The organism is Clostridium beijerinckii HUN142, from assembly GCF_000621745.1.
Lineage (GTDB): Bacteria > Bacillota > Clostridia > Clostridiales > Clostridiaceae > Clostridium > Clostridium beijerinckii_A.
In genome coordinates, this window is the sequence record NZ_JHXK01000020.1 from 95,273 (window position 1) to 117,629 (window position 22,357).

Consider the following 22,357-nt stretch of genomic DNA (forward strand, 5'->3'; position numbering starts at 1 on the left):
ATTTTATTACTGCTAGTACACATTAGTATATTATCACAATAATTACTTATTTTACAAATAGATTCTCACTTTCCTTGTCTTTGCTAACAACTTTTTCTTTTTATAAATAAATTTCAATCACTACAAAAAAGTAATGGTTTAAATTTTTACTTAACATAATAAACTTTTCTAGATACACTTTAGGCTTTTCATTTTATAATGATTTTTAACCACTTGCAGTCTTTTTTAAGCCACAAATTAAGTAGAGGTGCTGTTAAATGAACAGCACCTCTTTGATATAGGAATGATAGCATTAAATAAATGCAGATTAAACCTCTATTGCTTAATCTGCATTTATAATACCTATAGTTAGTGGCAATTGGAAAAAGTATTTATTGTATTATTATAGTTGAATATAAGTGTACAAATAACGTTTTCCTTGCATTTATATTTTATTTTAATTTAAATTGATCTATAATTTCTTCTAACTTTAAAGCACTTTCTGCATTATTGTTAGATGCAGCTAATATAGATTCATTTTTACTGCTTACATCAATAATATTTGAAACAATATTAGTGGATGATTTAGCTACCTCTGATACTGAAATTGCAACATCTTCCATACTTTTTGAAATTTGATCTACAGACTCAGAAACACTTTCAGAAACTTCTGCAAAGTTACCTATAATTTCTTTAACAGTATCTCCATCTTTTTTATACTCAGCACTTATAGTAATTAGTTTATCATAATCTTTAAGAACCTCTTTTTCTATAAATAATAAGATATCTTGTGATGAACCTGAAAGTTTTCCAACTGAAGCTAATACAGCATTTATTTTATTCTGAATTTCAGAAACTGTTAGCGATGACTGTTCTGCAAGTTTTCTAACTTCTTCTGCTACAACAGCAAATCCTTTACCTGCTTCCCCTGCTTTAGCGGACTCTATTGCCGCATTTAGCGCAAGTAAATTAGTTTGCTCTGCTATTGCATCTATACTTTTTGCCATTTCTGATATCTCGTTTACAACTTCAACTTCCTTCAATGCTTTTTCTAATCCAATTTTTGTTTCTCTATATATTCTCTCTGCATTTTCCCTTGACTTAATAGAATCATTATTGATTGAAACTGCTTTTTCTTGTATATTCAGTGCAACATTTAATCCCTCTTGAGCTTTTTGAGCTGTTACATTCACTTCCTCTTTTACAGTAGCAGCCATAGATGTAACTTCTTCAACAGCTGCAGATGATTCTTCCATTCCCGCTGATATTTCTTCTGTCGCTGCTGATATTTCATCTACTTTAGAACTTACCTCTGAAAACATTTTATTTGTTAATTCGCTACTCTCAAGAATACTTCTGCTTTTATCTTTAATAAACAACATACTTTCGTTCAGTTTTTCAACTGCACCATTTAATGCAGTTGCAGTATTTCCTATTTCATCTTTAGCAACTACTTTCATTTGTATATCAAAGTTACCATCTGCCAATTTTCCTGCACCTTTCATAACTTCTTTTACTTGATTTATGACACTTTTTCTAATTAAGTACATAAATAAAATTCCTATAATAATACTTACTACTAATAGTATAACCATTTGTTGTTTAGAACTATCTGTTATCTCTTTAGAAAGTTCTCCTTGTGATTTCATTAAATTCTTTTGAGCATCTATCATATTTTCTATACTTAAAAGCAATTCATCTTGTGGTTTCTCTATCTTAGTAATCATATCTTGAAGCTCTTCGGTTGATACTCCAGTTCTCATTCCTAAATCAATAGCTTCATCAAATGCTGAAAATGCTAATTTAGAATTGTTCTTTATTTGCTTAAATATTTCTTTGCCTTTTTCAGTATAAACTAAGCTACCAAGTTTATCTTCGTTTTCATAATAAATAATTTTATTCTTATCTAGTATTTTCTTTTGCTCTTTCATATAATCCATATCATTGCTAATTGATATATTTCTTATACTAATTGCAACTTTGTTAAGGCTCCCTCTCATATTATATGCAGCTGATACTTTCTCATTTTCTACGTCAATTAATTGATCAACAGTTCCATTAATTTGGCTTAATCTAAGTATAGCTAGTGAGGATACTCCCATAATTAGAATAATCATTAATGAAAATGCTATAATTAGTTTGTTTGATAACTTAATTTTGCTAAATCCCATCATTATTCCTCCCAATATTTTTCTCAACAAGTTAATTATACTTTAATTTAAGCTATGATGTCTATCGTATTTATTCTAATTTTTACTTTTTTCGCATAACATTGACACTTTATAATATTATTTTCAAAGATTTATGTCACATAATTAATTAAAACTATATATATTAATGTCTTATTTCTAATATTTCACTTATATTTTAATAATTCTCTAATCCTTTACTTTTGGAATTAATAGATATACTTATTTATAAAGTTACAAAGCAATTTTACATTATTAAAATACTGATTACGCCCTAATAATTGATTGAATGCAAAGATATAAGTATGATATTTTTAATATATTTAAGTAAGTAAATAAAAAAATAAGCGCAAATGTATAACTATTTATAGTCTACACCTACACTTATACAATAGAAAATAAGAGCCTATTTGCATAAGCTCTTATTATTAATAATTAGTTTGAGAATTCTTGTGTTCCCATGTATTTGTTATTTCCGTAGATTACACCTATACCAACCTTAGTATATTTTTCATTCATCATATTTGCTCTATGACCTGGTGAGTTCCACCATTGATTAAATAATTCAACTGGGTCAGAAGTGTTATATGCAATATTCTCTCCTGCTGTAGTATAAGTATAGCCTATTGTGTGTAACCAGTTTGTCCACTTTGTTCCATCTGGATTTGTGTGATCAAAGAAGTTATTTTGAATCATGTTATCACTCTTATATCGTGCAACTTGTACTAATGTATTATCTATAGTTAATGGCTGAAGACCCGCTTCTTTCCTTTTTTCATTCATTAATTGAAGAATTTTATCCTCAGCAGAATTTTGCATGCTGATTGAATAATTTGTCGGCAGGTTAGGTAGCCCCTGTACATTTACTGATGTTGTATTTGTGCCACTTTTTGAAACTGCATCTGTATTATTAGCGTTATTTACATTAGAAGCATTCACAAATGAATTAGTATTTAAAAAATTATTTATATCTATATTATTACACAAACATAACTGCAATAACTGTAGTTACTATTCTTCTTAAACCATTCTTTCTCATTAGTTTTTCTCCTTCTATATGTTTTATTTGTCCTTATAATTTTTATTTAAACAAAAAGTATTTTTTAAGTTTTTGTTGCTTTCGAGTAAGGACATGTCTCTATCTTATCATCTTTTCGACAATATTCAACATGAATTCTTATCAATTTATTGATTTAAATGATATTGTCTTGAACTTGCTTTAGTATGTTCTTGTATACGTCTTTATGCACAATGATATCATTTAATATCTTAAAGCGCCAAGGATACTCCCCTATATTTTTTTAGGTTATGATTTAATATAGTGTTGAAATTAAGACAAAACATATAGGTGGGATTGTCCATCTATATGTTTACATATAGATTACATTTATCAATTTCTATAATCCCCAGATAGAAGTTGGTAAACTCCAAAGAAATACTGGCCAAAAACATAATATAAAATTAATTACTATTAACAACAACCCTAATTTTGTTTTGTGTTCAATTAATCCAACTATTGAAAGTATTCCACCGATAATTGCAAATATAAATGGTCCGTAATACAATAAAAATCCTTCTAAGCGTGTAGAATGAGTAGGTATTAGTTGAATAAATTCATTTGCTAATACTAAAAGTGATACTATTAAAATACCGAAAGAACATTTTGTAAATGTGCTTTCTTGTTTCATATGCTATCTCCTTAAATTATAATATAAAGTTATTGTTTATTTAGATTATAGTTTTATGTAATACTTATTATAACACAATTTACAAAATATATAATTTGCTATACATGGGCAGGTCCCTATTTTTAAAATCTTTTGCTTTTATGTATGAATATGCTACATTACTTTGAACCATAAAGTTTTTAGCCTTTATTGTCTCTTTATCTGACCACATATTTGAAACCATTTGAACCACTTGATATAGTTACTAATATATTTTGTTGCACACCATTAAACCTATTCATCCATTTCTTTAAATTGCTATGTAGAGCATTAATGTGTTTAATGCAATATAATGCTTCTTTATGTTCACCTCTTTTTATACGTTTGTGTTCTAATGATAAATCATTTGCAAATTGAATATAACTTTTATGACTATCAGTACAAAGTATAGAACCATTTGTGACATATGCATCATCTCTCTTTTCTTAACTTGTTTGCCTCTTTTACGAGAGCGTCTTGGCATATTAGAATGTTTTGTACATTTGAAACTCCCAGCATTTAAAGTAAACCTTATAAAAAAGAAGAAGATACGATGAACTATATGTTCTATATCTTCTTCTAAATCTATCTTCTAATATCTATTTTAATAAAGAAACTACTTGTTCTAATCTTGCCTATTCTGGGGAATATATATTTACAAACATATTCATGTTCTTCTTTACTTATCGCTGTCATTGCATCTTCTACGAAAATTTGATTATAGCCATGTTGGAAAGCTTCTCTTGCTGTAGTATCAACTCCAATGTTAGTTGAAATCCCTCCTAACACAATTGTATCAATCCCTCTACGTCTTAACTGTAAATCTAAGTCAGTACCATAAAATGCTCCCCATTGCCTCTTTGTAACAATATGAGCATTCTTAGCTCCTGCTATTTCAGGTATAAGTTCGTCCCAGCCTTCTTGATATTTCATTCCACTAGCAGCCAAATCTGTTTTTGGTTTAGCCATATCTTTTCCATCTACAGTTGAAACTCTTACTAAAACTATAAATGCACCCTTCTCACTAAATTCCTTAACTAATTTACTAGCATTTTGAATTACCTGGTCTATTGAATGAGGTGAACCTGAAATTCCTCCACCTGCAATTCCTTTTTGTAAGTCTATAAGTACAAGAGCGCTAGTCTCAGCTTTAATAAGTTCCTTTTCATTTAATTTTAAATCTTCCATCTTTCTTTTCTCCTTTTCATTCATTTTATTTATATAATAATTATTGATTTAAACTAAGCTTTTTATAAACTTTAAAATAGACCCAAACTGCATTTATAAATAATAATGCACTTGTGATGAAAAATACATATTTCATCCCCCATGTTCCTGCTATCTGTCCGCCTAAAACTGCACCTCCAAATGCGCCTAAATATGCTGCTGACATATTAAATCCAAATACTCTCCCTGTAAGAGACGCTGGGGTTATTTTTTTTAATAGGATATTGACAGATGGATTAAGCCCAGCAGATGCTATACCTAATAAAAACCTAAGGCCCATTAACTGCCAAGTGTTTTGTACAAAAGCTTGTGGTATAAAAATTATTCCTGCACCTATAAGGCACGCCAGTATTATTTTATGAGCTCCTATTTTATCCGAAAGCTTACCTAGCCTTGGTGCAGCAATTATATTTGCAAGACCTGAAGCTGAAAATGTTAATCCAGCTAAAAGCACAATATGACTACTATTATTAGATAACTGCTTAACATATACTGTTACAATAGGTTCAACAGAATATAATGCAACAGTTAATATAAAGAAAGTTACAAACATTGTAATAGTAAGGTTTTTTTCTGGAATCGCCTTCCATACCTCCTTAATGCTTAGAACTTCTTTATCTTCACGAGTAAAAGATTCTTTTACAAATAAAGCAGTTGTAATAAATGAAATCAAAAGTAATGCTGCTGTTATGAAAAATACGCTTTGTAGACCAAATATCTCATCTATGAAACCACCAATTGTTGGTCCAATTAAGGAACCTGCAATATTTGCTGTTGAAAGTGTACCCAAAGCATATCCTGCATTTTCTTTATCTGTCTGAGTTGCAATAAGTGCTGTACATGCTGTGCTATACCCTGTGATTACCCCTTGAAGTAATCTTAACCCTATTAGAACATATACATTTTGTGCAAATCCCATACACCCTATAGTTATTGCCATACCAAGACTTGCTCTAAGAATCATTGGTTTTCGCCCATATTTATCAGCAGCACTACCCCAAATTGGTGAAAAAATAGCTGAAATTACATAAGTAATACCAAAGGCAATTCCTGAAATTTTTGTAATTGATGCTGTATCTTGAACTCCAAGATGCTGTATGTAAATTGGTAATACTGGAGCTATTTGGCTCATCCCTATGGCGGCAACAAATATTCCAAACCAACAAACTATTAAATTTTTTCTCCATATTTCCATAAGCATACTCCTTTCTATTTGTATAAATTAAAAATAAAATTACATGTAACCTCATCTGAGTAACCTTTTATATAAATCCTCCTCAAATTTAACCACATTACAATTTGCTAAAGAATACAAAATATTGGTAACTATTAACATTTTGATAAGTTTGTATTACTTCCTCCCCTTAATTTTTTTGTTTCCTATCTTCAATTTCATTATAAATTATAATTTATAGTTTATAAATTATAATTTATAGTTTATAATTATATTATATAGTTCAAAATGTTTTTGTAATTATATATTGCAATTAAGTTTCTACATCATGCTCTTGACTAACACTTGCCTTATTAGAGTTTTAAATGTAAATTTACTATTGCAACATATATATTTTTTTAAATGTTAAACTATTTTTATACGATAAGATTATAGGAGTGAAAAGTGTATGCACAAAAGAAATCTAACCAGAGAAAAGATTATTCTAGTTTCTTTTTGTCTAGCAGATGAAATTGGTATTAATCAACTTAATTTTCAAAAGATCGCTGAAAAATTGGATGTAAAATATCCTTCTTTGTATAATCACTTTAATAATATGGATGAACTTAAAATTGAAATGACGGTATATATGTTAAATGAGCTGAATCAAAAATTGATGCAGAGGCTGATTGGCAAGAGTGGTTATGATGCCATAAGAGAATATGCTAGTGTTTATAAAGAATTTGCTTTTGAAAATAAGACAACTTATAAATTTTTTATCAGTATTCCTAGCACTAAAAATAAGGAATTGTTTAATTTGATGAGAAAAACAACTCATATTATTCATGAAATTCTAAAGTCTTACATTAAGGATGAAATTCTTTTGGTACATAAGAGCAGAACCATAAGAAGTCTCTTACATGGTTTTATTTCATTATATTCCTTTGGATATTTCCAAGGTGAGGTTGATTTAGAAGAAACCTTTAAATTCATGATAGATGACTTTATCTCATCACTTAATAAATGACCTTTGTGAAATGTAACAAAATATAATATGAGTATACTTAACAAAACAAAGTGGTTAAGTCATATCCCCTTTTTTCTAGAACTTTGAGATTCTCATACAACTCATATACATGAGGTATTTAAATAACTGGATTTTCTAGCTCTAAATTTGTATATTTTTCTTAACACCAAAAAGAGAGCCTACTTTATGTAAACTCTCTTTTTAAATCAGAGATGGCTTTAAGTTAGAATTTTTTACGCCTGTATTTTTAAGCGTGTGAAATTAACCTAGAAGTCCAACACATCCTGCTATTTGCATATGTTGATATTGTATTTTCTCAACAAAATCATTTTGTACTTTTAAGGACAATCCCTTCCTTAAATCCCCCACGTTCTTCTCTTTTCTTGTCTCTAGCTTTTATAAGTTCTTCTTCACTAAACCCTAGGCTGTCAGCAAGTCCAAACAAAACTTCCATAACATCAGCTAATTCTTCTAGATTCTTATCTTCTAAAAATTCATTAACTTCTTCTTTTAGTTTTACTTCTAAAAGCTCATACTTTTCTTCTTTTGTTACTACTTCTATATCGCATTCTCTTCCATCAGCTTTTATTATTTCTGGAATTTTATCTCTTACTAATTTATTATATACTTTCATTAATTCTCACCATTTTCATAATTATTAACATCCATATTGCGATACATATTAAGACCATTCATTATATATGGGCGCACAATATCTAAAAGTAAATCAGTTTGATCATTTTTCCCATCCTTAAACCAAGAATATGCAGCTCCATAAATAGCTGAGCATGTCATTGCTGAAACAATCTTAGTATTAATGTTATCTTCCATGGGGAAAGTCTTCCCTTTTAAAAATATATTCCCTATTGTTTCTTGCAACATCTTTTTTATCTTTTCATCAACAATTGTACCAATAGATTTAGAATCCCATCCACATGTTTTATAAAAAGTCACTATGTAATTGTACGTAAGTATTATTAACTGATTACATATCTCATCCGTAAACTCATTAGCATTCATAACTTCTTCAGGGTACATCTTATGAAAAGCCTGTTCTGTGATTTCTTCTAACAAAGCATATTTATCTTCATAATGAGCATAAAAAGTAGCTCGGTTAATCGAAGCTTTTTGTGCGATATCTTTCACAGTAATCGCATCAAATCCTTTCTTCTGTAACAAATCACTAAAAGCTTCCCTTATTAATTGTCGTGTGCGTAAAACTCTTGGATCATCTTGATTTACCATACTTTAATCTTCCTTTCTAAAACAGCAAATCTCAAAATCTGTTGTTTAAGCAACTTTTCATTTAATCTGCTGGTTGTAATAGCAATAGCACCGTATTATCATAATATCATACACATGTTGCTTAGACAACATATACACAATTACTTGAGAGGAATGATAATAATGAACATAAAACAAAAAAGAATTTTAATATTTGGAGCTGGTGTAGTCGGCAGTATATATGCACTTAGATTTGCACAGTCAGGACTTGACGTTACTCTATTAGCTCGAGGCGAAAGGCTTAAATCACTTAAAAACGATGGATTAAGATATAACGATAATGGAGTTATAAAGAACATATCTATCAAGACTATCGAAAAGCTAGAAGATAATGATATCTACGATTTTATCTTTGTTCCAGTTCGTTATGATCAGGCAGAATCTGCACTGTTAGCAATTAAAAATAATCATAGCAGAACTATTATCACCTTAACTAACACAATGGGATATGACCGTTGGCTTGAAATTGTAGGGGATCGATTGCTTCCTGGATTTCCAGGTGCAGGTGGCGATATGAAAGATGGTATTTTATATGCACAATTTGGTTCTGAAGAGCATCAAGGAACCATTTTCGGTGAAATAAATGGACAAATTACTGAAAGAGTTAAAGATCTTGCTCAAATATTTGAAGTATCAAATTTACATTATGAAATACAAGAAAATATCAAAGCATTCCATATTTCACATGCTGCCACTGCTATAGTTATTAAACATTTTTATACAAATGCTGGTATGATGGATATAGAAACAGCAAAAAGTGAAGACACTTTACTTAAGATTGCCAAGGAATTGAAACAAAATATACATCTGGTTGCTAAAGCAGGAATTCCAGTAATCCCAAAGGAAACAAATTTAATGGGCGAATTATCTGAAGATGATATCATCGCAATGTATCGAAAAATGCTTAGTAATGATTTTACTATTGATGTTTTGCTTGGAAACCATGCTATAAGCGCAAAAGCAGAAATACTACTTTTGGATGAGCTTTTTCATAAAAAAGTTCAATAAGGCATGTGACTATGTTAAAGATGATTTATTTTATTCTTCATAAATATCACTTTAGTTTAATCTGTTATATATTATTTTAAAGTTACAAGTGAATCTAAAAGCCAAGAAAAAGCACTACTCGGATCTCTAAAGACTTGCAGTGCTTTTTCTATATTCTATAGATAAAAAACTTAAGAATTAGACTTATTAGATGAACATTTTTACAAAGTCGCTAAGACTTCAAGTTCGTATCTTCACTAGAAATCATAAATATATTTGTGGAAAAAACATTTGAAAATGAGCTGTTAAAGGTTCTTGGCTGTAGGTTGTTCCATTTTAGCTTGTCAAACTGAAAGTTGGAGCATGCTAAAGTGGGTACAACCTGCTGCTTAGAACCTTCAGCGATATTTTCATAGCTTTTCGGAACAAAATATTTATGATTTCGGTAAGTTACTACATAAATTTAGTTTATGAGTTGGATATCTATGTACTTTTTCAATAATTCATTTAACACTACGAACTTTTCATTTATCTCTTTATGTTTGTAGTATCAAGTATTATGTCACATTTATTCTCAATGTCTAGTTCTGTAAAGTAATGTTCTTCCAGTGGGATCCATTTATTTATAAAATCCTGAAGTTTTTCTTCACCATTACGTTTTAGAATTCGTTCATGCTGCACTTTTGGATCAATGGTTATAAAGATTTTATAATCATAATAATCTCTTAGTGTAGGATGGAGACTATAACTTCCTTCAATTATAGTTAAGTTCTTCGTTTCTACTTTTATAGGCTGACTTAGCTCCCCTTTATTACATAAATACTTTCTATATACAGCAGGCTCATTGTTTTTTAGTGGCTTTAATATTTCTTCCTCAAATCTTTCGTAGTGAACATTTCCACCAGGTTCTGCTAATCGTTCTTTTGTTTTCATTCTTGGATGAAGGAAGAAATCATCCATATGAAAAAGGCTGCAATCAAACTCTTCTGTAAGCATTGCTCCTAAGGAACTCTTCCCTCCGCCACACCTTCCATCAATGGCTATTACTAATTTTTCATTATCTTTTAGTAAGTTCTTAATTTCATCAAATACATATTTATATTCATTATAAATATGTGGTTTACGTTCTTTATTCATTATTTCCTCCAATATTTTAAGCGTGGTTTAATATGGTAATATATTAATTACTCGAGCAAAATTTTATTATAGATATTTAGGTATTAATTTCCATCTATGCTACATATATTTATTATATGAAACTGCTTTATTATTAGTTTATAGAGATAAACAATTTAAGAATTCAGATTATTAGATTAACACACTTACAAGGCTACTAAAACTTTAAGTTCATATCTTCACTGGAAATCATAAATATATTTGTAACCACAAGGGTCATAATGTGAAGAAAATATTTGAAAATAAGCTGTTAAAGATTCTTAAGCATAGAATCCAAAAGTGATGCTCCAAATTTTATATTTGGCTAGCAAAACTTTCTCTGTGAGCATCTTTGATTTGGTGAGAATCGCTTACTCGCGAGAGAACGCGAGTCGAGTTGGAGCATGCTAAAGTGGATACAACCTACTGCTTAGAATCTTCAGCGATATTTTTATAGCTTTTCGGAATCAAATATTTATAATTTCGATAAGTTAACACATAAATCTAGTTTTAAAGTTGGATATCTATAACATTATTTAAAGCAGTTATAGAATTTAAATTGGAGATGTATCTAAATTATGAACAACATTCTTTTAAGTCCTGAATTTTGGTTTATTATCGGTATTCCAATTACTTTTTTACTTGGATCATTAGCTCACTTTGCATATGATTGGAGCGGTAAATCAGTTATAGTAGGTATTTTTACTCCTGTTAACGAAAGTATCTGGGAACACTTAAAGCTTTCAACCTATCCTACTTTTATTTGGTATATACTAGGCATTTTAGTATTTCGAGATAAAATTAACTTGTATATCTGGGTTATATGCTCTGTTATTTCAGTTATTACTAGCTGTATTGTTATAACATGTTTTTACTATACCTACACAGGTGCTCTTGGAATACAATCATTATTTCTTGACATATTTTCATTATTTTTAGGGCTTTCTATTGCTCAATGTTTATCTTTGCATATTTATAAATATGCAACATTAACTATGCTTCATTTTTATTTATCTATTATAATAGGTTCTTTAATAATAATTTGCTTTACTCTTTTTACTTTTCTTCCTCCTAAATTGCCGATTTTTATGGACCCAATTACTAAGCAGTATGGAATTCATTAAAATAAATCCTCTTCATATGGATCAGCTTAATTTTAAACGCCAAATTAATTAATAAACTTATGTTCAAAGTCTGATGCTTCCATAGGTTTTCCTATTAAATACCCTTGGATGAAATCACATTTAAGCTCGTTTAAAATTCTAAGCTGTTCTTCTGTTTCAATTCCTTCTGCAACAATTTTAATATCTAGGCTATGTCCCATATTTATTATAGATTTAATGATCGTTAGATTTTTATAGTTTGTTTCTAAATTCATTATAAGACATTTATCAATTTTTATTTTATCAATAGGTAATTTATTTACATAATTAAGAGACGAATAGCCTGTCCCAAAATCATCTAATGATATTTTTATTCCCATGCTCTTAAATTGTTCCAATATGTTTATAATTGTTTCAAAATCTTCCATTGCCTCATCTTCAGTAACTTCTAGGTTCAGGTATTTAGGAGAAAGAGAATATGCCTCTAATATATTTTGAACAAGTGATACAAATTCAGGTTGCTTTAGTTGAGAATAAGAGGTGTTTACTGATACATTAAATTCATTCAAGCCAATTTCATTCCACTTTTTGCACTGTATACAAGCATTTTCTAACATCCAATTATCGATTGGTATTATTTCTCCTACACTTTTAGCAATAGGAATAAATTCTATAGGCGGAATAATTCCATCCCCTTGCTTCCATCTTATAAGAGCTTCTGAATTTAATACTTTCATAGATTTTAAATCCATAATAGGTTGATAATAAACCATAAATTCATTATTTGATAATGCTTTATTTAATTTCATCTTCATTTCTAATTTATCAATTGCTTTGTGTTCCATTTTAGGCGAATATATAGCAAAGTCATATCCGCCACTTTTCTTAACTTCGTACATGGCTAAATCAGCATTATTAATTAAAGTATCTGAATCCTCTCCATGCTCTGGGAATATACTTATTCCTATACTTGCTCCAAGAATTAAAGATTCCTCATTATAAGTAACTGGTTTTTTCAATTCCTTTTGTATTCTTAGAGCAATTTCTTTAATATATATGTCAGAGTCTATATCTTTCAATATAATTATAAATTCATCTCCACCAATTCTGCTAATTATATCACGCCGATCTATAGCATCTTTTAGTATTGATGCTACTTTTTTAAGAACTTTATCACCAACTTGATGTCCAAAATTATCATTTATATTTTTAAAATCATCTAAATCTATAAAAAGTAGTGCAAACTTCCTATCTTTATTTTTTAATAGCTCATTAATATTTTCTAACATCATTTTTCTATTAGGAATTTCTGTGAGGGCATCATAATATACATAGTGACGTATTTTTTCTTCTGCACGTATCTTATCTTTTATTTGATCTATAAGTTTCGAATTTTTTCTTTCCAATTTTAAAGTATATTTCTTTTCTATTTCTGCTATTCTCGTTCTTTCTGAAATATCATGTATCAAAATTACAAGACCTAGTTTATCGTCATACTCATCATATATAACTGTGCTTGATAATTCACATACAATGTATCCTTCATCTTTTTGTTGTAAGTTAACCTCTACATTTCTCACATAACTATTTTCTATTATATTATTAAAATCAATATTTTCATAAGATATTAAATCGCTGAACATTTTTCCTTCTAATTCTTTAAATTTATAATCTGTTATATTTGATGACGCTTCATTACAATTTTGGATTGCAAAATTCTCATCTAAAATAAATATTGGGTTTTTAACACTATTAAAAATGTATTCTGATAAATACTTCGAAGTAGTTAACATAAACCTGTGCTTACTTATTGCATAGCAAATACCACCTAAAGCTATAGTTCCACTCAAAACTGCTGAAGGAAAGACAAGAATTCCAAACATAGGTAAAATAATATCTGTGAATACCCCTATGGTAATGCTTATAAAACACGTCCATAAAATAATTTTATTTTGCTTTCTTATCCTATTCTTTTTTGAATATCTTCCTCTATTAAATAGCATTATAAGACCTGATACATAATAAATTATAGAGCATATGCTGTATGCAATTTGACCAAATAAATTTGGAGCTACATCAATCCATCCATAAGGTCTTCTAATCATAGCTGAAGATGGTTCAACCATAATATTTAGCATAAATAATAATGCAGCAGGAACATGGACTAAAATTATTATAATCCGATTGTATTTACTTTCTTTCTCATTATTTAATACAAATGCAAAATACAGCCAATAACCTGAAAAAAAACAATAACCCAAAATTGAAACTGCCCTCCAAAAAAACGCTATATTTATATTTTCACAAGTCAGCATCATTGCATATCCAAATGCCCAAACAGCACAACACATGCTTAAATTCAAAAATATTTGATTAGCTTTTGATTTTTTGTCCATTCTGTATCCGTATATACCTATAAACGAATAAAAAACGCAACATAACATTAACGAAATAAATAAACTAATATAAATAAAACCACCTCCGGCATAAAATACATAAATAATTTCATAATTCAACATTTTCTGTCATTATATCATTTTATTCTCAATTTCATAAATATTCAAGTTTTGTAAATCTATACACAATAAAAAAATTATCTTTTTTCAAATAATTTTTATTAAATACCATAAATATAGAGGATGCCGATTTTTATAAACTTCAGCATCCTCTATTACTAATTCCATTTCTTAAATAGCATTATCAAATATATTTCACATTTTTTATTGTTTACTTGAAAACTCTCGTGAGTTTTTCCTAAACTCTGTTGGAGTCATGCCCCTTTTAGCCGTAAATTGTTTTATAAAATATGTATCATATTCAAAGCCAGTGGCACGTGCAATTTCGTTTAAGCTCATATCTGTATGGGTCAATAGACTCTCTGCAACTTTTAAGCGGCATACCAGTAAGTAAGCCATTGCTGTATATCCACATAAATCTTGAAAATTTTTATTTAGTGACACACGATTCAAGTGAGCACATCTTGTTAAATCTTCTAAGGTTATTTTATCAGAATAGTTTATATGTATATATTCTAAAACTAAATTAACAGGTGATTTTTCGCTATGGTGATTCAGCTCTTCAAGCAATCCAAGTATTTGTATTAAGTATTTTTTTATTCTGCACACCCAAAGCGAGTCACTTTGTGCATATACTTCTGTTCCCATAATAAAGAACCACTCATATAATTTCAAATATATTTTCTCATCTACAGCATATACCCTAGTATGAATTTTATCTTTTCCAAAAAGTAAAAGACCCGTTTTTATTTTTAGATTAGTTGACAGATATCCATTAGTTTCTGAGAAATGAGCTGTATTAAAAAAATCTGGATGGAAACAAAATGATTGCGAAGATACATTTTGTTTTTCAACAACTTGTATTTTGTCCTCCATCGATAAACAAAGAATACTTGGAGCGACAATTTTTACAGGGCGATCATTTAGTTGTAAGTTAATGCTTCCACTCGTAATAAAAGTTATAGTTAAACGCTCCTTATAAGGAAGATTTACAAAGTTTTCATTTGCAATAAATTCTATATATACAGTTCTATTTTTGTGACGGTCTTCCTGCGGCATAAACATTCCTCCATTGGGTACATTAAAATAAATAACGAATTCAAATTACCATTTATATTTTCATTAATCAAGAGCAAATTCTAAAACAGATGTGTAAAAAAACTCCCCAGTCCAAAGTCACCTGAGATTTTGTTCTTGTTCATTTACAAATAGTATAGTTAGAAGCTTCATTTATGACATTGTATCATATTTTCTAAATGATAGACTATTATTAAGAATTAAAGAAAGTTATGTACAATAAGTCTATTAATAACTTACACATAAATTTTGCTATAACTTATATGAAAGGAGAATTATTATGTCTATTAAAAAATTCAATATCCAAGTATCCGATGAGGTACTTAATGATTTAAAATACAGATTGGATAATATACGCTGGCCTGAACAGTTAGAAAACTCAAGTTGGGAAAGAGGCACTAATATAAATTATTTAAAATCACTTGTTTCATATTGGAAGGATGAATTTGACTGGCGTGCACAAGAAAAAGAATTAAACCGTTTTTCTCATTTTCGCTGTAATGTAGATGGGATAGATATTCACTTCATACACGAAACAGGTAAAGGACCTAACCCCACCCCAATTATACTTACTCATGGATGGCCCGACAGTTTCATACGCTATCAAAAGATTATCCCACTTCTTACTGACCCTGCAAGTTATGGTGGTGATCCTAATGATTCTTTTGATGTAATTATCCCTTCATTACCTGGCTTTGGTTTTTCTGGTGCCTCAAAACATAGTGGCATGAATAATTATCGTGTTTCTGAACTTTGGGCAAAACTAATGATTGAAAAGCTTGGCTACAGTAAGTTTGCTGCTGCAGGTGGAGATATGGGTTCAGGTGTTACAAGATACTTGGCATTAAACCATCCAGAACTTCTAATAGGAATCTATCTAACTGATATTGGAATTATCAGAGATCTTATGATATCAGATGATACAGAGCTTTCAAAAGATGAATTAAATTATAAGAAAATTGCTTCAGAATGGATTTCAAATGAAGGGGGTTATATGTCTATTCAATCTACAAAACCTCAAACCATTGCCTATGGACTTTCTGACTCACCTGTTGGCCTAGCTGCATGGATCATAGAAAAATTTCTCAGCTGGAGTGATTGTAATGGTGATTTAAATAAAATCTTTACTAAAGATGAACTTCTCACTAATATAATGATCTATTGGGTCACAAATACCATAGGTTCATCAGCAAATGCATATTATGAAAATACACATTCATTGCCACCAATGGGACACATAGATGTACCAACAGGCATGGCTTTATTCCCAGCTGATGTATTGCTGCCACCAAAGGAATGGGTTATGCGCAATCTAAACATCCCCCGCTGGACTACAATGCCTAAAGGAGGACATTTTACGGCTATGGAAGATCCCGAGCATTTTACTGAAGAAATTCGTACATTCTTTAGAACTTATAGATAAGCTTAAACTTATATGATGATAATACGAAATTACATACATTTTTATTCCACAGGACTTATGAAATTTTCTCTAGAAAGTTCTAAGTAAAAGGTTGTGCCCATTGCTGCATGCTCCTCAAACAAGTTGATGACAAGCAGCAAACGGAACAACCTTTCACTAACAACTTTCAATAGCTCAATTTCAGATGCCTGTTTCACAAAAATGTATGTATTTCTGGTACAGGTACACATAAAAGTTTAAGGATAATGGGTAATAATTCTGCATATAAGTGAACTTATACATAATTTTTATTTATTGTATATATAGTGCCTGACCTAACTCATATATGAAATTCCTAAATTGGGTGCCTATGAATATCCAATCTACAAAATTTCTAAAGCTTTAAGTTCATATCTTCACCAGAAATTATAAATATTTTCATAGTCCTGTGAAATAACAATGTTTCTCCTTTCGGTGGATTATTGCATAAGTCTAAGTTATATATTGTTTATCTTTAAATCTATTTTGATTTAATTAAATCAATCCATTCCTTTCTAGAAAATCTACAGCAACATCTTTAGGATCTTTTTTTAATTCATCTACTTCATAGTTTAATTCGCTCATTACATCATTATTAAGTAAATCTCCTACTTCTTCTACAAGTGGTTGTATTTCAGGATATTTCTTTAATGTCTCAGCTCGTACAACCGGAACCGCATAATATGGGGGGAAGAAGTTTTTATCATCTTTTAAAACACTTAAATCATATTTCTTTAATAATCCATCTGTTGAAAATGCATCTATAACATCACTTTCTTTATTCATTAAAGCTGCATATCTTGGACTACCATCTATGCCCACGGTATTCTTAAAATTCAAGCTATATTTTTTAGATAAACCTACTAGCCCATCTTCTCTATTTAGGAACTCTAAGGTTGTAGTCGCAGTAATGTCATTTGAAACTTTAGATAAGTCACTTATTGTTTTTAAATTATACTTTTTAGCAGTTTCTTTCGTTACAGCAAGTGTATAGGTATTATTAAATCCCATCTGTTTTAATACTTCTATATTATACTTATCTTTAAAATCTTTTTTTACTGTATTATAAACTTCTTCTACATCTGATATTGGTTTATACTTTAATTCATCTCCATAGGCTGTACCCGTATAATCTACAGACATATCAACATCTCCATTTTGCATAGCTGAAAATATAACCTGAGTACCACCTAATGCAAATTTACGATTAACTGAAATATCTGTTTTTCTTTCGATAAGCTCTGATAATATATTTCCTAAAATCTCTTGTTCAGTAAAGTCCTTGCTGCCGATTGTAATAACTTTTTTATTAGAAATCTTTTGAGATAATCCACTTACTGCAAAAATCCCAATAAGTACACATGCAGTGGCTGCTAATATACCCTTTTGTATTTTTCTAGCTCTTATTTTTGCTTCTTTGGATTTATTATTAGCTTTTTGTAAACTGATTGGTGTAACAAGTTTTTCCACAATACTAAATAATCCATCTACTAATAATGCTAATACACATGCAGGTATTGCTCCTGCTAAAATTTGATAATTGTTAACAGTTCTTATACCAGAAAATACTAAATATCCTAGACCACCGCCACCAATGAAGGCTGCCATAGTCATAAGTCCTACTGCTGTAACTGCTGAAATTCTTATTCCTGACATTATTACTGGTAGTGCTAATGGAATTTGAACCTTAACTAAAACTTGAAATTTAGTAAGTCCTATTCCCTTTGAAGCCTCTAGAATGTCTGAATTTATACTATCAATCCCTGTTGTTGTATTTTTTATAATTGGCAATAATGAGTATAGTACTACCATTACAATCGCTGGCGGTGTACCAATCCCTAAGAACGGTATTGCAAATCCTAGTAGTGCCATGCTTGGAATTGCTTGTACAACACTAGCTATTCCTAGTATTGGCTTGTTTAGTTTTTTCACATAGCTTGTAAGAATTCCTAGTGGCATACCAATTATTATAGCTATCCCAACTGATAATGCTGTAAGCTTAATGTGTTCAAGCAGTAATGTAATTATCTGATCTTTTGATGTAAATATATAATTTAAAAATTCGTTCATACTAATTCACCTCTTCCATATCTAAAAACTGGCTACTTAGAGTTGTTACCAAGCTACTTTTGGTAATTATACCTTTTAAAACTCCAAAGTCATCAAGAACAGGTACTTGTCCTATTTTATGTTCCTTTACAAGTTCAAGAATATCTATAATAGAATCATCAGGCTCAACGCTTATAAATTTATTAGTCATTATCTCTTCTACCGGAATATTTCTATCAGTTTTATTTTGAATCTGTTTTGCTGTAATAATTCCTAAAAGATAATTTTCTTTATCTATAACCATTAAACTATCAACTTTTGAACTTCTCATTTTTTCAATACATCTTAAAAGTGATGCATTTTTAAAACAGACAACAGGGTGATCAATCATTATATCCTTAGCTCTTATAAATTCAGGTGAAGACCATATTCTATTCTTCCCTATAAATTCACTTACAAAATCGTTTATAGGATTTTTAAGTATATTTTCAGGAGTATCATATTGTACAATCTCGCCTTTATTCATTATGCAAATCTTATCCGCTATTTTTATTGCTTCATCCATATCATGAGTTACAAACACAATAGTTCTTTTTAATTTACTCTGTAAATCAATTAACTCTTCTTGAAGCTGAACTCTAGTGATTGGGTCCAAAGCACTAAAAGGCTCGTCCATTAAAATTATTTCTGGATTAGTAGCAAAGGCTCTTGCAACTCCTACTCTCTGCTGCTGCCCACCACTAAGTTCTGTTGGATATCTATCTAAAAAGTCATTGCTATTTAATCCGACCATATCCATAAGTTCAAGAGTTCTTTTTTCTATACTTACTTTGTTTAACTTTTCAACTTTAGGAATCATCTCAATATTTTCTCTAATTGTAAGATGCGGAAACAATCCTGTCTGCTGTATCACATAGCCAATATTTCTTCTAAGTTTTATTACATCTTTTGATGCAATATCTTCTCCATTAATAAAAATCTTACCCGCTGTTGGCTTAATTAACCTATTTATCATTTTTAAGGTTGTGGTCTTTCCACATCCACTTGATCCTATAATAGCAACAAGCTCTCCTCTATTTATCTTTAGTGTAATATCCTTGAGTATTGTTTTGTTTTTAAAATCTTTGCGAATATTTTTAAATTCTATCAAAAATTCCACTCCCTTCCCGTTAACAACCTTTTATCTATATACAAGTTGTTACTTTTTATAGTTTTAGTAACAACTTAATTGTAATATAAGGTTGTTACTTTTGTCAAATTTGAACTCTTTTGCTTTTTGTGTTATAGAGTTTCACATTGAAAATTTGAGATACTATAAAGAGCGAAATTAGCTAAATATTGATAAGCTCTTGAATCATAACATTCAATAGGCATTGGAAGTGAGCTGTTATATACTTAATTTTGATTTGGATTCAGCTTTTTAACGATAAAATTATAACGGGTAATATATTAACCATTTTTATAATCTAAATGATTAATATATTACCCGTTACAAATTAATTCAGAGATATATTATGGATATAAGAATTTATTTACTCTCTCATAGCAGCTTTCATCACCGACAAAATAAAAGATATCATTATCGCGTAGCACAGCATATGGCCCTGGTGACATTTCTAGGCATCCATTTCTTTTGATACATACAATTGTTGCAGAGGTATTATGCCAAAAATTAATTTCAGCTACATTTTTATCTATGTATGGGGTTTCCTTAGTTATACGTATCTCAAATGGTATGAATGGATTTATGGACTTAAATCTATCAGTCCTATCTAACAAATCAATTATTTGTTCTCTTAATAAATCATTTTCTTTTTTCTGCTCTTCTAATTTATCTAATATATCATTTCTTAAATCATTAACCGTCTTAACATCATTATACTGCTTGATAAATTTCATGGCATTTTCAGTTGATTTTATTATTACACCACTGCCCTTATTGGCATCTACAATATCAACATCCGCAAGTATTGCTATGGCTCTTCTAGCCGTTTCTGCTGAAACTCCATATTGACTTGCAAGTACAGAACGTGCATATATTTTTTCACCAACTTGATAATGTCCACTTGCTATTTTTGAAGCAATATCTGTGGCAATCTGTTGATAAACAGGACTAACTATTCTTATTTTTTTTTCCATCTTTGCTTCTATCCTCTTATTAAAATTAATTTAAATACCTTTGAAAATATTATGGAATACTTTCAAAGGTATTTTATCATATATTTTTATTTTCTGCTATTCTTCTTAATTTATCATAACTTAACTTCACATAATTTATAAAATACTGAGAATCAAAACCTTATAAATTTTAAATCCTAAATAAATAACAAAAAACTTTCATAACTGCACTATTAAGTTTTATTTAAAAGTCCTAAATTCATACCCTTGGCTCTTTAAATACTCTATTATTCCTGGTAATGCTTTAGCTGTTTCTTCTTTACCATATGTGTCATGCATTAATAATACTACTTTTGTCTTGTTTCCAACAGTATTCTTAACCTCTTCTGTTAATTGATCCGCATTTTTACGAGGACCTTCTGCATCTTTTGATAATGCATTCCAATCTACATAATGATAATCTTTTTCCTTCATTATTTTATCTACTTCTCCAGTATTCTTCCAAGACATATGTCCCCCTGGAAATCTAATTGCTCTTGTAGAAAAATCTTCTCCTAAAACTTTCTTTAAAGACTCATTAGTTTTATTAATTTCAGACATGAAATTATTTGTGTTAACACTTCCATTAGGATATAAGTACTTGTAATTATGTGAATATGAATGATTTCCTATAGCATGTCCTTCTTCAACTTCCTGCTTTAGCAAATTTCTATTAGTTTCGCTTTTGTCTATTGCTTTTCCAAGAACAAAAAAAGTTGCTTTTACATTTTCATCCTTAAGAGTATTTAATATTGATGGAGTATTAGTTTCAGATGGTCCGTCATCAAAAGATAAGTAAACTACTTTTTTACCATTAGTATCTTCTGTTTTCTGATCTTTCATCTTTGGATTTAAAAACTTTTCTACATCTGCAACATCATCAACATTAGAATCACTTTGTACCTCAGCGTTTGTATCATCTTCTTTGGTTTTATTAGCTTCATCATCTTGATTTGACCCAACAGCTTCATTAGATGCAAGTGCTTGTACATTTTTATCTTTTCCAAAAAATTTATCATCTATTATAGAGGCAACTAAACCTCCCAATGCTACAATTATAATGGTTAAAATTAATATCCTCTTTCTTCTTATGCGAACATTTTTATTATATCTGTAATTGTTTTTCATTTCCTTATCCCCTCGTATTTCCTATTATATACAATATTATTCCATAATTATAATTTAACTATTAAAAATTATACATCATTATATGAGAAAATTGTATCATATAACAATAATCGCCAAAATATTTTTTTCATTACGTGCAAAAACAAACACCTCCATAAGCCATATCACTATTTTAATTC

General features: G+C 29.6%; 17 protein-coding genes and 2 pseudogenes. 4 read left to right on the top strand and 15 right to left on the bottom strand.

The features are described from left to right. Nucleotides 1-431: 431 nt before the first annotated feature. From T483_RS0110895 to T483_RS0110920, 6 genes and pseudogenes are all read right to left on the bottom strand, one after another. The gene (locus T483_RS0110895; RefSeq protein ID WP_026886874.1) at nucleotides 432-2,150 is read right to left on the bottom strand and encodes a methyl-accepting chemotaxis protein; all 1,719 of its coding nucleotides are present in this window, start codon (nucleotides 2,148-2,150) and stop codon (nucleotides 432-434) included. A 453-nt stretch (nucleotides 2,151-2,603) separates the two neighbouring features. Beyond that, nucleotides 2,604-3,044: pseudogene (locus T483_RS29010) on the bottom strand (CAP domain-containing protein); the annotation flags it as partial. A gap of 521 nt (nucleotides 3,045-3,565) precedes the next feature. Next, nucleotides 3,566-3,856 carry a hypothetical protein gene (locus T483_RS0110905; protein WP_026886875.1) on the bottom strand — a complete coding sequence of 97 codons (291 nt, stop codon included), beginning with the start codon at nucleotides 3,854-3,856 and terminating at the stop codon, nucleotides 3,566-3,568. 79 nt (nucleotides 3,857-3,935) lie between these two features. Continuing rightward, a pseudogene (locus tag T483_RS30470) lies at nucleotides 3,936-4,293 on the bottom strand (IS1595 family transposase); the annotation flags it as partial. 166 nt (nucleotides 4,294-4,459) lie between these two features. After that, nucleotides 4,460-5,062 carry an isochorismatase family protein gene (locus tag T483_RS0110915; protein WP_026886876.1) on the bottom strand — a complete coding sequence of 201 codons (603 nt, stop codon included), beginning with the start codon at nucleotides 5,060-5,062 and terminating at the stop codon, nucleotides 4,460-4,462. 40 nt (nucleotides 5,063-5,102) lie between these two features. Further along, nucleotides 5,103-6,296: a multidrug efflux MFS transporter gene (locus T483_RS0110920; protein ID WP_026886877.1), complete on the bottom strand. Its 1,194-nt coding sequence runs from the start codon at nucleotides 6,294-6,296 to the stop codon at nucleotides 5,103-5,105. A gap of 427 nt (nucleotides 6,297-6,723) precedes the next feature. On the opposite strand from T483_RS0110920, the gene T483_RS0110925 reads away from it, so the two are divergent. Then, the gene (locus tag T483_RS0110925) at nucleotides 6,724-7,281 is read left to right on the top strand and encodes a TetR/AcrR family transcriptional regulator (RefSeq protein WP_026886878.1); all 558 of its coding nucleotides are present in this window, start codon (nucleotides 6,724-6,726) and stop codon (nucleotides 7,279-7,281) included. 325 nt (nucleotides 7,282-7,606) lie between these two features. On the opposite strand, the gene T483_RS0110930 is transcribed toward T483_RS0110925, so the two are convergent. Together T483_RS0110930 and T483_RS0110935 are read right to left on the bottom strand one after the other, a co-directional pair. Further along, nucleotides 7,607-7,915 (bottom strand): nucleoside triphosphate pyrophosphohydrolase, encoded by a 309-nt coding sequence (locus T483_RS0110930; RefSeq protein ID WP_026886879.1) that lies wholly within the window; start codon nucleotides 7,913-7,915, stop codon nucleotides 7,607-7,609. Next, nucleotides 7,915-8,526 carry a TetR/AcrR family transcriptional regulator gene (locus T483_RS0110935; RefSeq protein WP_026886880.1) on the bottom strand — a complete coding sequence of 204 codons (612 nt, stop codon included), beginning with the start codon at nucleotides 8,524-8,526 and terminating at the stop codon, nucleotides 7,915-7,917. Before T483_RS0110935 ends, T483_RS0110930 begins: the two co-directional genes overlap by 1 nt. 114 nt (nucleotides 8,527-8,640) lie before the next feature. On the opposite strand from T483_RS0110935, the gene T483_RS0110940 reads away from it, so the two are divergent. Next, complete coding sequence (locus T483_RS0110940) at nucleotides 8,641-9,573, top strand: ketopantoate reductase family protein (RefSeq protein ID WP_242841838.1); 933 nt, start codon at nucleotides 8,641-8,643, stop codon at nucleotides 9,571-9,573. 507 nt (nucleotides 9,574-10,080) lie between these two features. Here the strand turns inward: T483_RS0110940 and T483_RS0110945 are convergent. Further along, nucleotides 10,081-10,689, bottom strand: coding sequence for a uridine kinase family protein (locus T483_RS0110945; protein ID WP_026886882.1), 609 nt, complete (start codon nucleotides 10,687-10,689; stop codon nucleotides 10,081-10,083). Between the two features lie 596 nt (nucleotides 10,690-11,285). Here T483_RS0110945 and T483_RS0110950 point away from each other — a divergent pair. Next, complete coding sequence (locus tag T483_RS0110950) at nucleotides 11,286-11,831, top strand: DUF6512 family protein (RefSeq protein ID WP_026886883.1); 546 nt, start codon at nucleotides 11,286-11,288, stop codon at nucleotides 11,829-11,831. A gap of 44 nt (nucleotides 11,832-11,875) precedes the next feature. Here the strand turns inward: T483_RS0110950 and T483_RS0110955 are convergent, their stop codons facing one another. Further along, nucleotides 11,876-14,254, bottom strand: coding sequence for an EAL domain-containing protein (locus tag T483_RS0110955; RefSeq protein ID WP_026886884.1), 2,379 nt, complete (start codon nucleotides 14,252-14,254; stop codon nucleotides 11,876-11,878). A gap of 276 nt (nucleotides 14,255-14,530) precedes the next feature. After that, entirely contained in the window at nucleotides 14,531-15,385 is an 855-nt protein-coding gene (locus tag T483_RS0110960; RefSeq protein ID WP_026886885.1) for a helix-turn-helix domain-containing protein, read from the bottom strand. Between the two features lie 298 nt (nucleotides 15,386-15,683). Between T483_RS0110960 and T483_RS0110965 the strand changes: the two genes are divergently transcribed. Then, nucleotides 15,684-16,826: an epoxide hydrolase family protein gene (locus T483_RS0110965; RefSeq protein WP_026886886.1), complete on the top strand. Its 1,143-nt coding sequence runs from the start codon at nucleotides 15,684-15,686 to the stop codon at nucleotides 16,824-16,826. A gap of 513 nt (nucleotides 16,827-17,339) precedes the next feature. Here the strand turns inward: T483_RS0110965 and T483_RS0110970 are convergent. The 4 genes from T483_RS0110970 to T483_RS0110985 all read right to left on the bottom strand — a co-directional run bounded on the left by T483_RS0110970 (nucleotide 17,340) and on the right by T483_RS0110985 (nucleotide 22,178). Next, entirely contained in the window at nucleotides 17,340-18,914 is a 1,575-nt protein-coding gene (locus T483_RS0110970) for a glycine betaine ABC transporter substrate-binding protein (protein WP_026886887.1), read from the bottom strand. A 1-nt stretch (nucleotide 18,915) separates the two neighbouring features. Further along, entirely contained in the window at nucleotides 18,916-20,043 is a 1,128-nt protein-coding gene (locus T483_RS0110975) for an ABC transporter ATP-binding protein (protein WP_026886888.1), read from the bottom strand. Nucleotides 20,044-20,405: 362 nt separating this feature from the next. Next, nucleotides 20,406-21,032 (bottom strand): GntR family transcriptional regulator, encoded by a 627-nt coding sequence (locus tag T483_RS0110980; protein WP_017212945.1) that lies wholly within the window; start codon nucleotides 21,030-21,032, stop codon nucleotides 20,406-20,408. 219 nt (nucleotides 21,033-21,251) lie between these two features. Continuing rightward, complete coding sequence (locus tag T483_RS0110985; RefSeq protein WP_026886889.1) at nucleotides 21,252-22,178, bottom strand: polysaccharide deacetylase family protein; 927 nt, start codon at nucleotides 22,176-22,178, stop codon at nucleotides 21,252-21,254. Between the last annotated feature and the right edge of the window lie 179 nt (nucleotides 22,179-22,357).

What these genes read in the sequence shown, in the direction of transcription:
- T483_RS0110920 (WP_026886877.1), bottom strand. Translation starts at nt 6,296, where the DNA reads ATGGAAATATGGAGAAAAAATTTAATAGTTTGTTGGTTTGGAATATTT.
- T483_RS0110895 (WP_026886874.1), bottom strand. Translation starts at nt 2,150, where the DNA reads ATGGGATTTAGCAAAATTAAGTTATCAAACAAACTAATTATAGCATTT.
- T483_RS0110930 (WP_026886879.1), bottom strand. Translation starts at nt 7,915, where the DNA reads ATGAAAGTATATAATAAATTAGTAAGAGATAAAATTCCAGAAATAATA.
- T483_RS0110915 (WP_026886876.1), bottom strand. Translation starts at nt 5,062, where the DNA reads ATGGAAGATTTAAAATTAAATGAAAAGGAACTTATTAAAGCTGAGACT.
- T483_RS0110955 (WP_026886884.1), bottom strand. Translation starts at nt 14,254, where the DNA reads ATGTTATGTTGCGTTTTTTATTCGTTTATAGGTATATACGGATACAGA.
- T483_RS0110985 (WP_026886889.1), bottom strand. Translation starts at nt 22,178, where the DNA reads ATGAAAAACAATTACAGATATAATAAAAATGTTCGCATAAGAAGAAAG.
- T483_RS0110940 (WP_242841838.1), top strand. Translation starts at nt 8,641, where the DNA reads ATGTTGCTTAGACAACATATACACAATTACTTGAGAGGAATGATAATA.
- T483_RS0110935 (WP_026886880.1), bottom strand. Translation starts at nt 8,526, where the DNA reads ATGGTAAATCAAGATGATCCAAGAGTTTTACGCACACGACAATTAATA.
- T483_RS0110980 (WP_017212945.1), bottom strand. Translation starts at nt 21,032, where the DNA reads ATGGAAAAAAAAATAAGAATAGTTAGTCCTGTTTATCAACAGATTGCC.
- T483_RS0110945 (WP_026886882.1), bottom strand. Translation starts at nt 10,689, where the DNA reads ATGAATAAAGAACGTAAACCACATATTTATAATGAATATAAATATGTA.
- T483_RS0110925 (WP_026886878.1), top strand. Translation starts at nt 6,724, where the DNA reads ATGCACAAAAGAAATCTAACCAGAGAAAAGATTATTCTAGTTTCTTTT.
- T483_RS0110950 (WP_026886883.1), top strand. Translation starts at nt 11,286, where the DNA reads ATGAACAACATTCTTTTAAGTCCTGAATTTTGGTTTATTATCGGTATT.
- T483_RS0110960 (WP_026886885.1), bottom strand. Translation starts at nt 15,385, where the DNA reads ATGCCGCAGGAAGACCGTCACAAAAATAGAACTGTATATATAGAATTT.
- T483_RS0110970 (WP_026886887.1), bottom strand. Translation starts at nt 18,914, where the DNA reads ATGAACGAATTTTTAAATTATATATTTACATCAAAAGATCAGATAATT.
- T483_RS0110905 (WP_026886875.1), bottom strand. Translation starts at nt 3,856, where the DNA reads ATGAAACAAGAAAGCACATTTACAAAATGTTCTTTCGGTATTTTAATA.
- T483_RS0110965 (WP_026886886.1), top strand. Translation starts at nt 15,684, where the DNA reads ATGTCTATTAAAAAATTCAATATCCAAGTATCCGATGAGGTACTTAAT.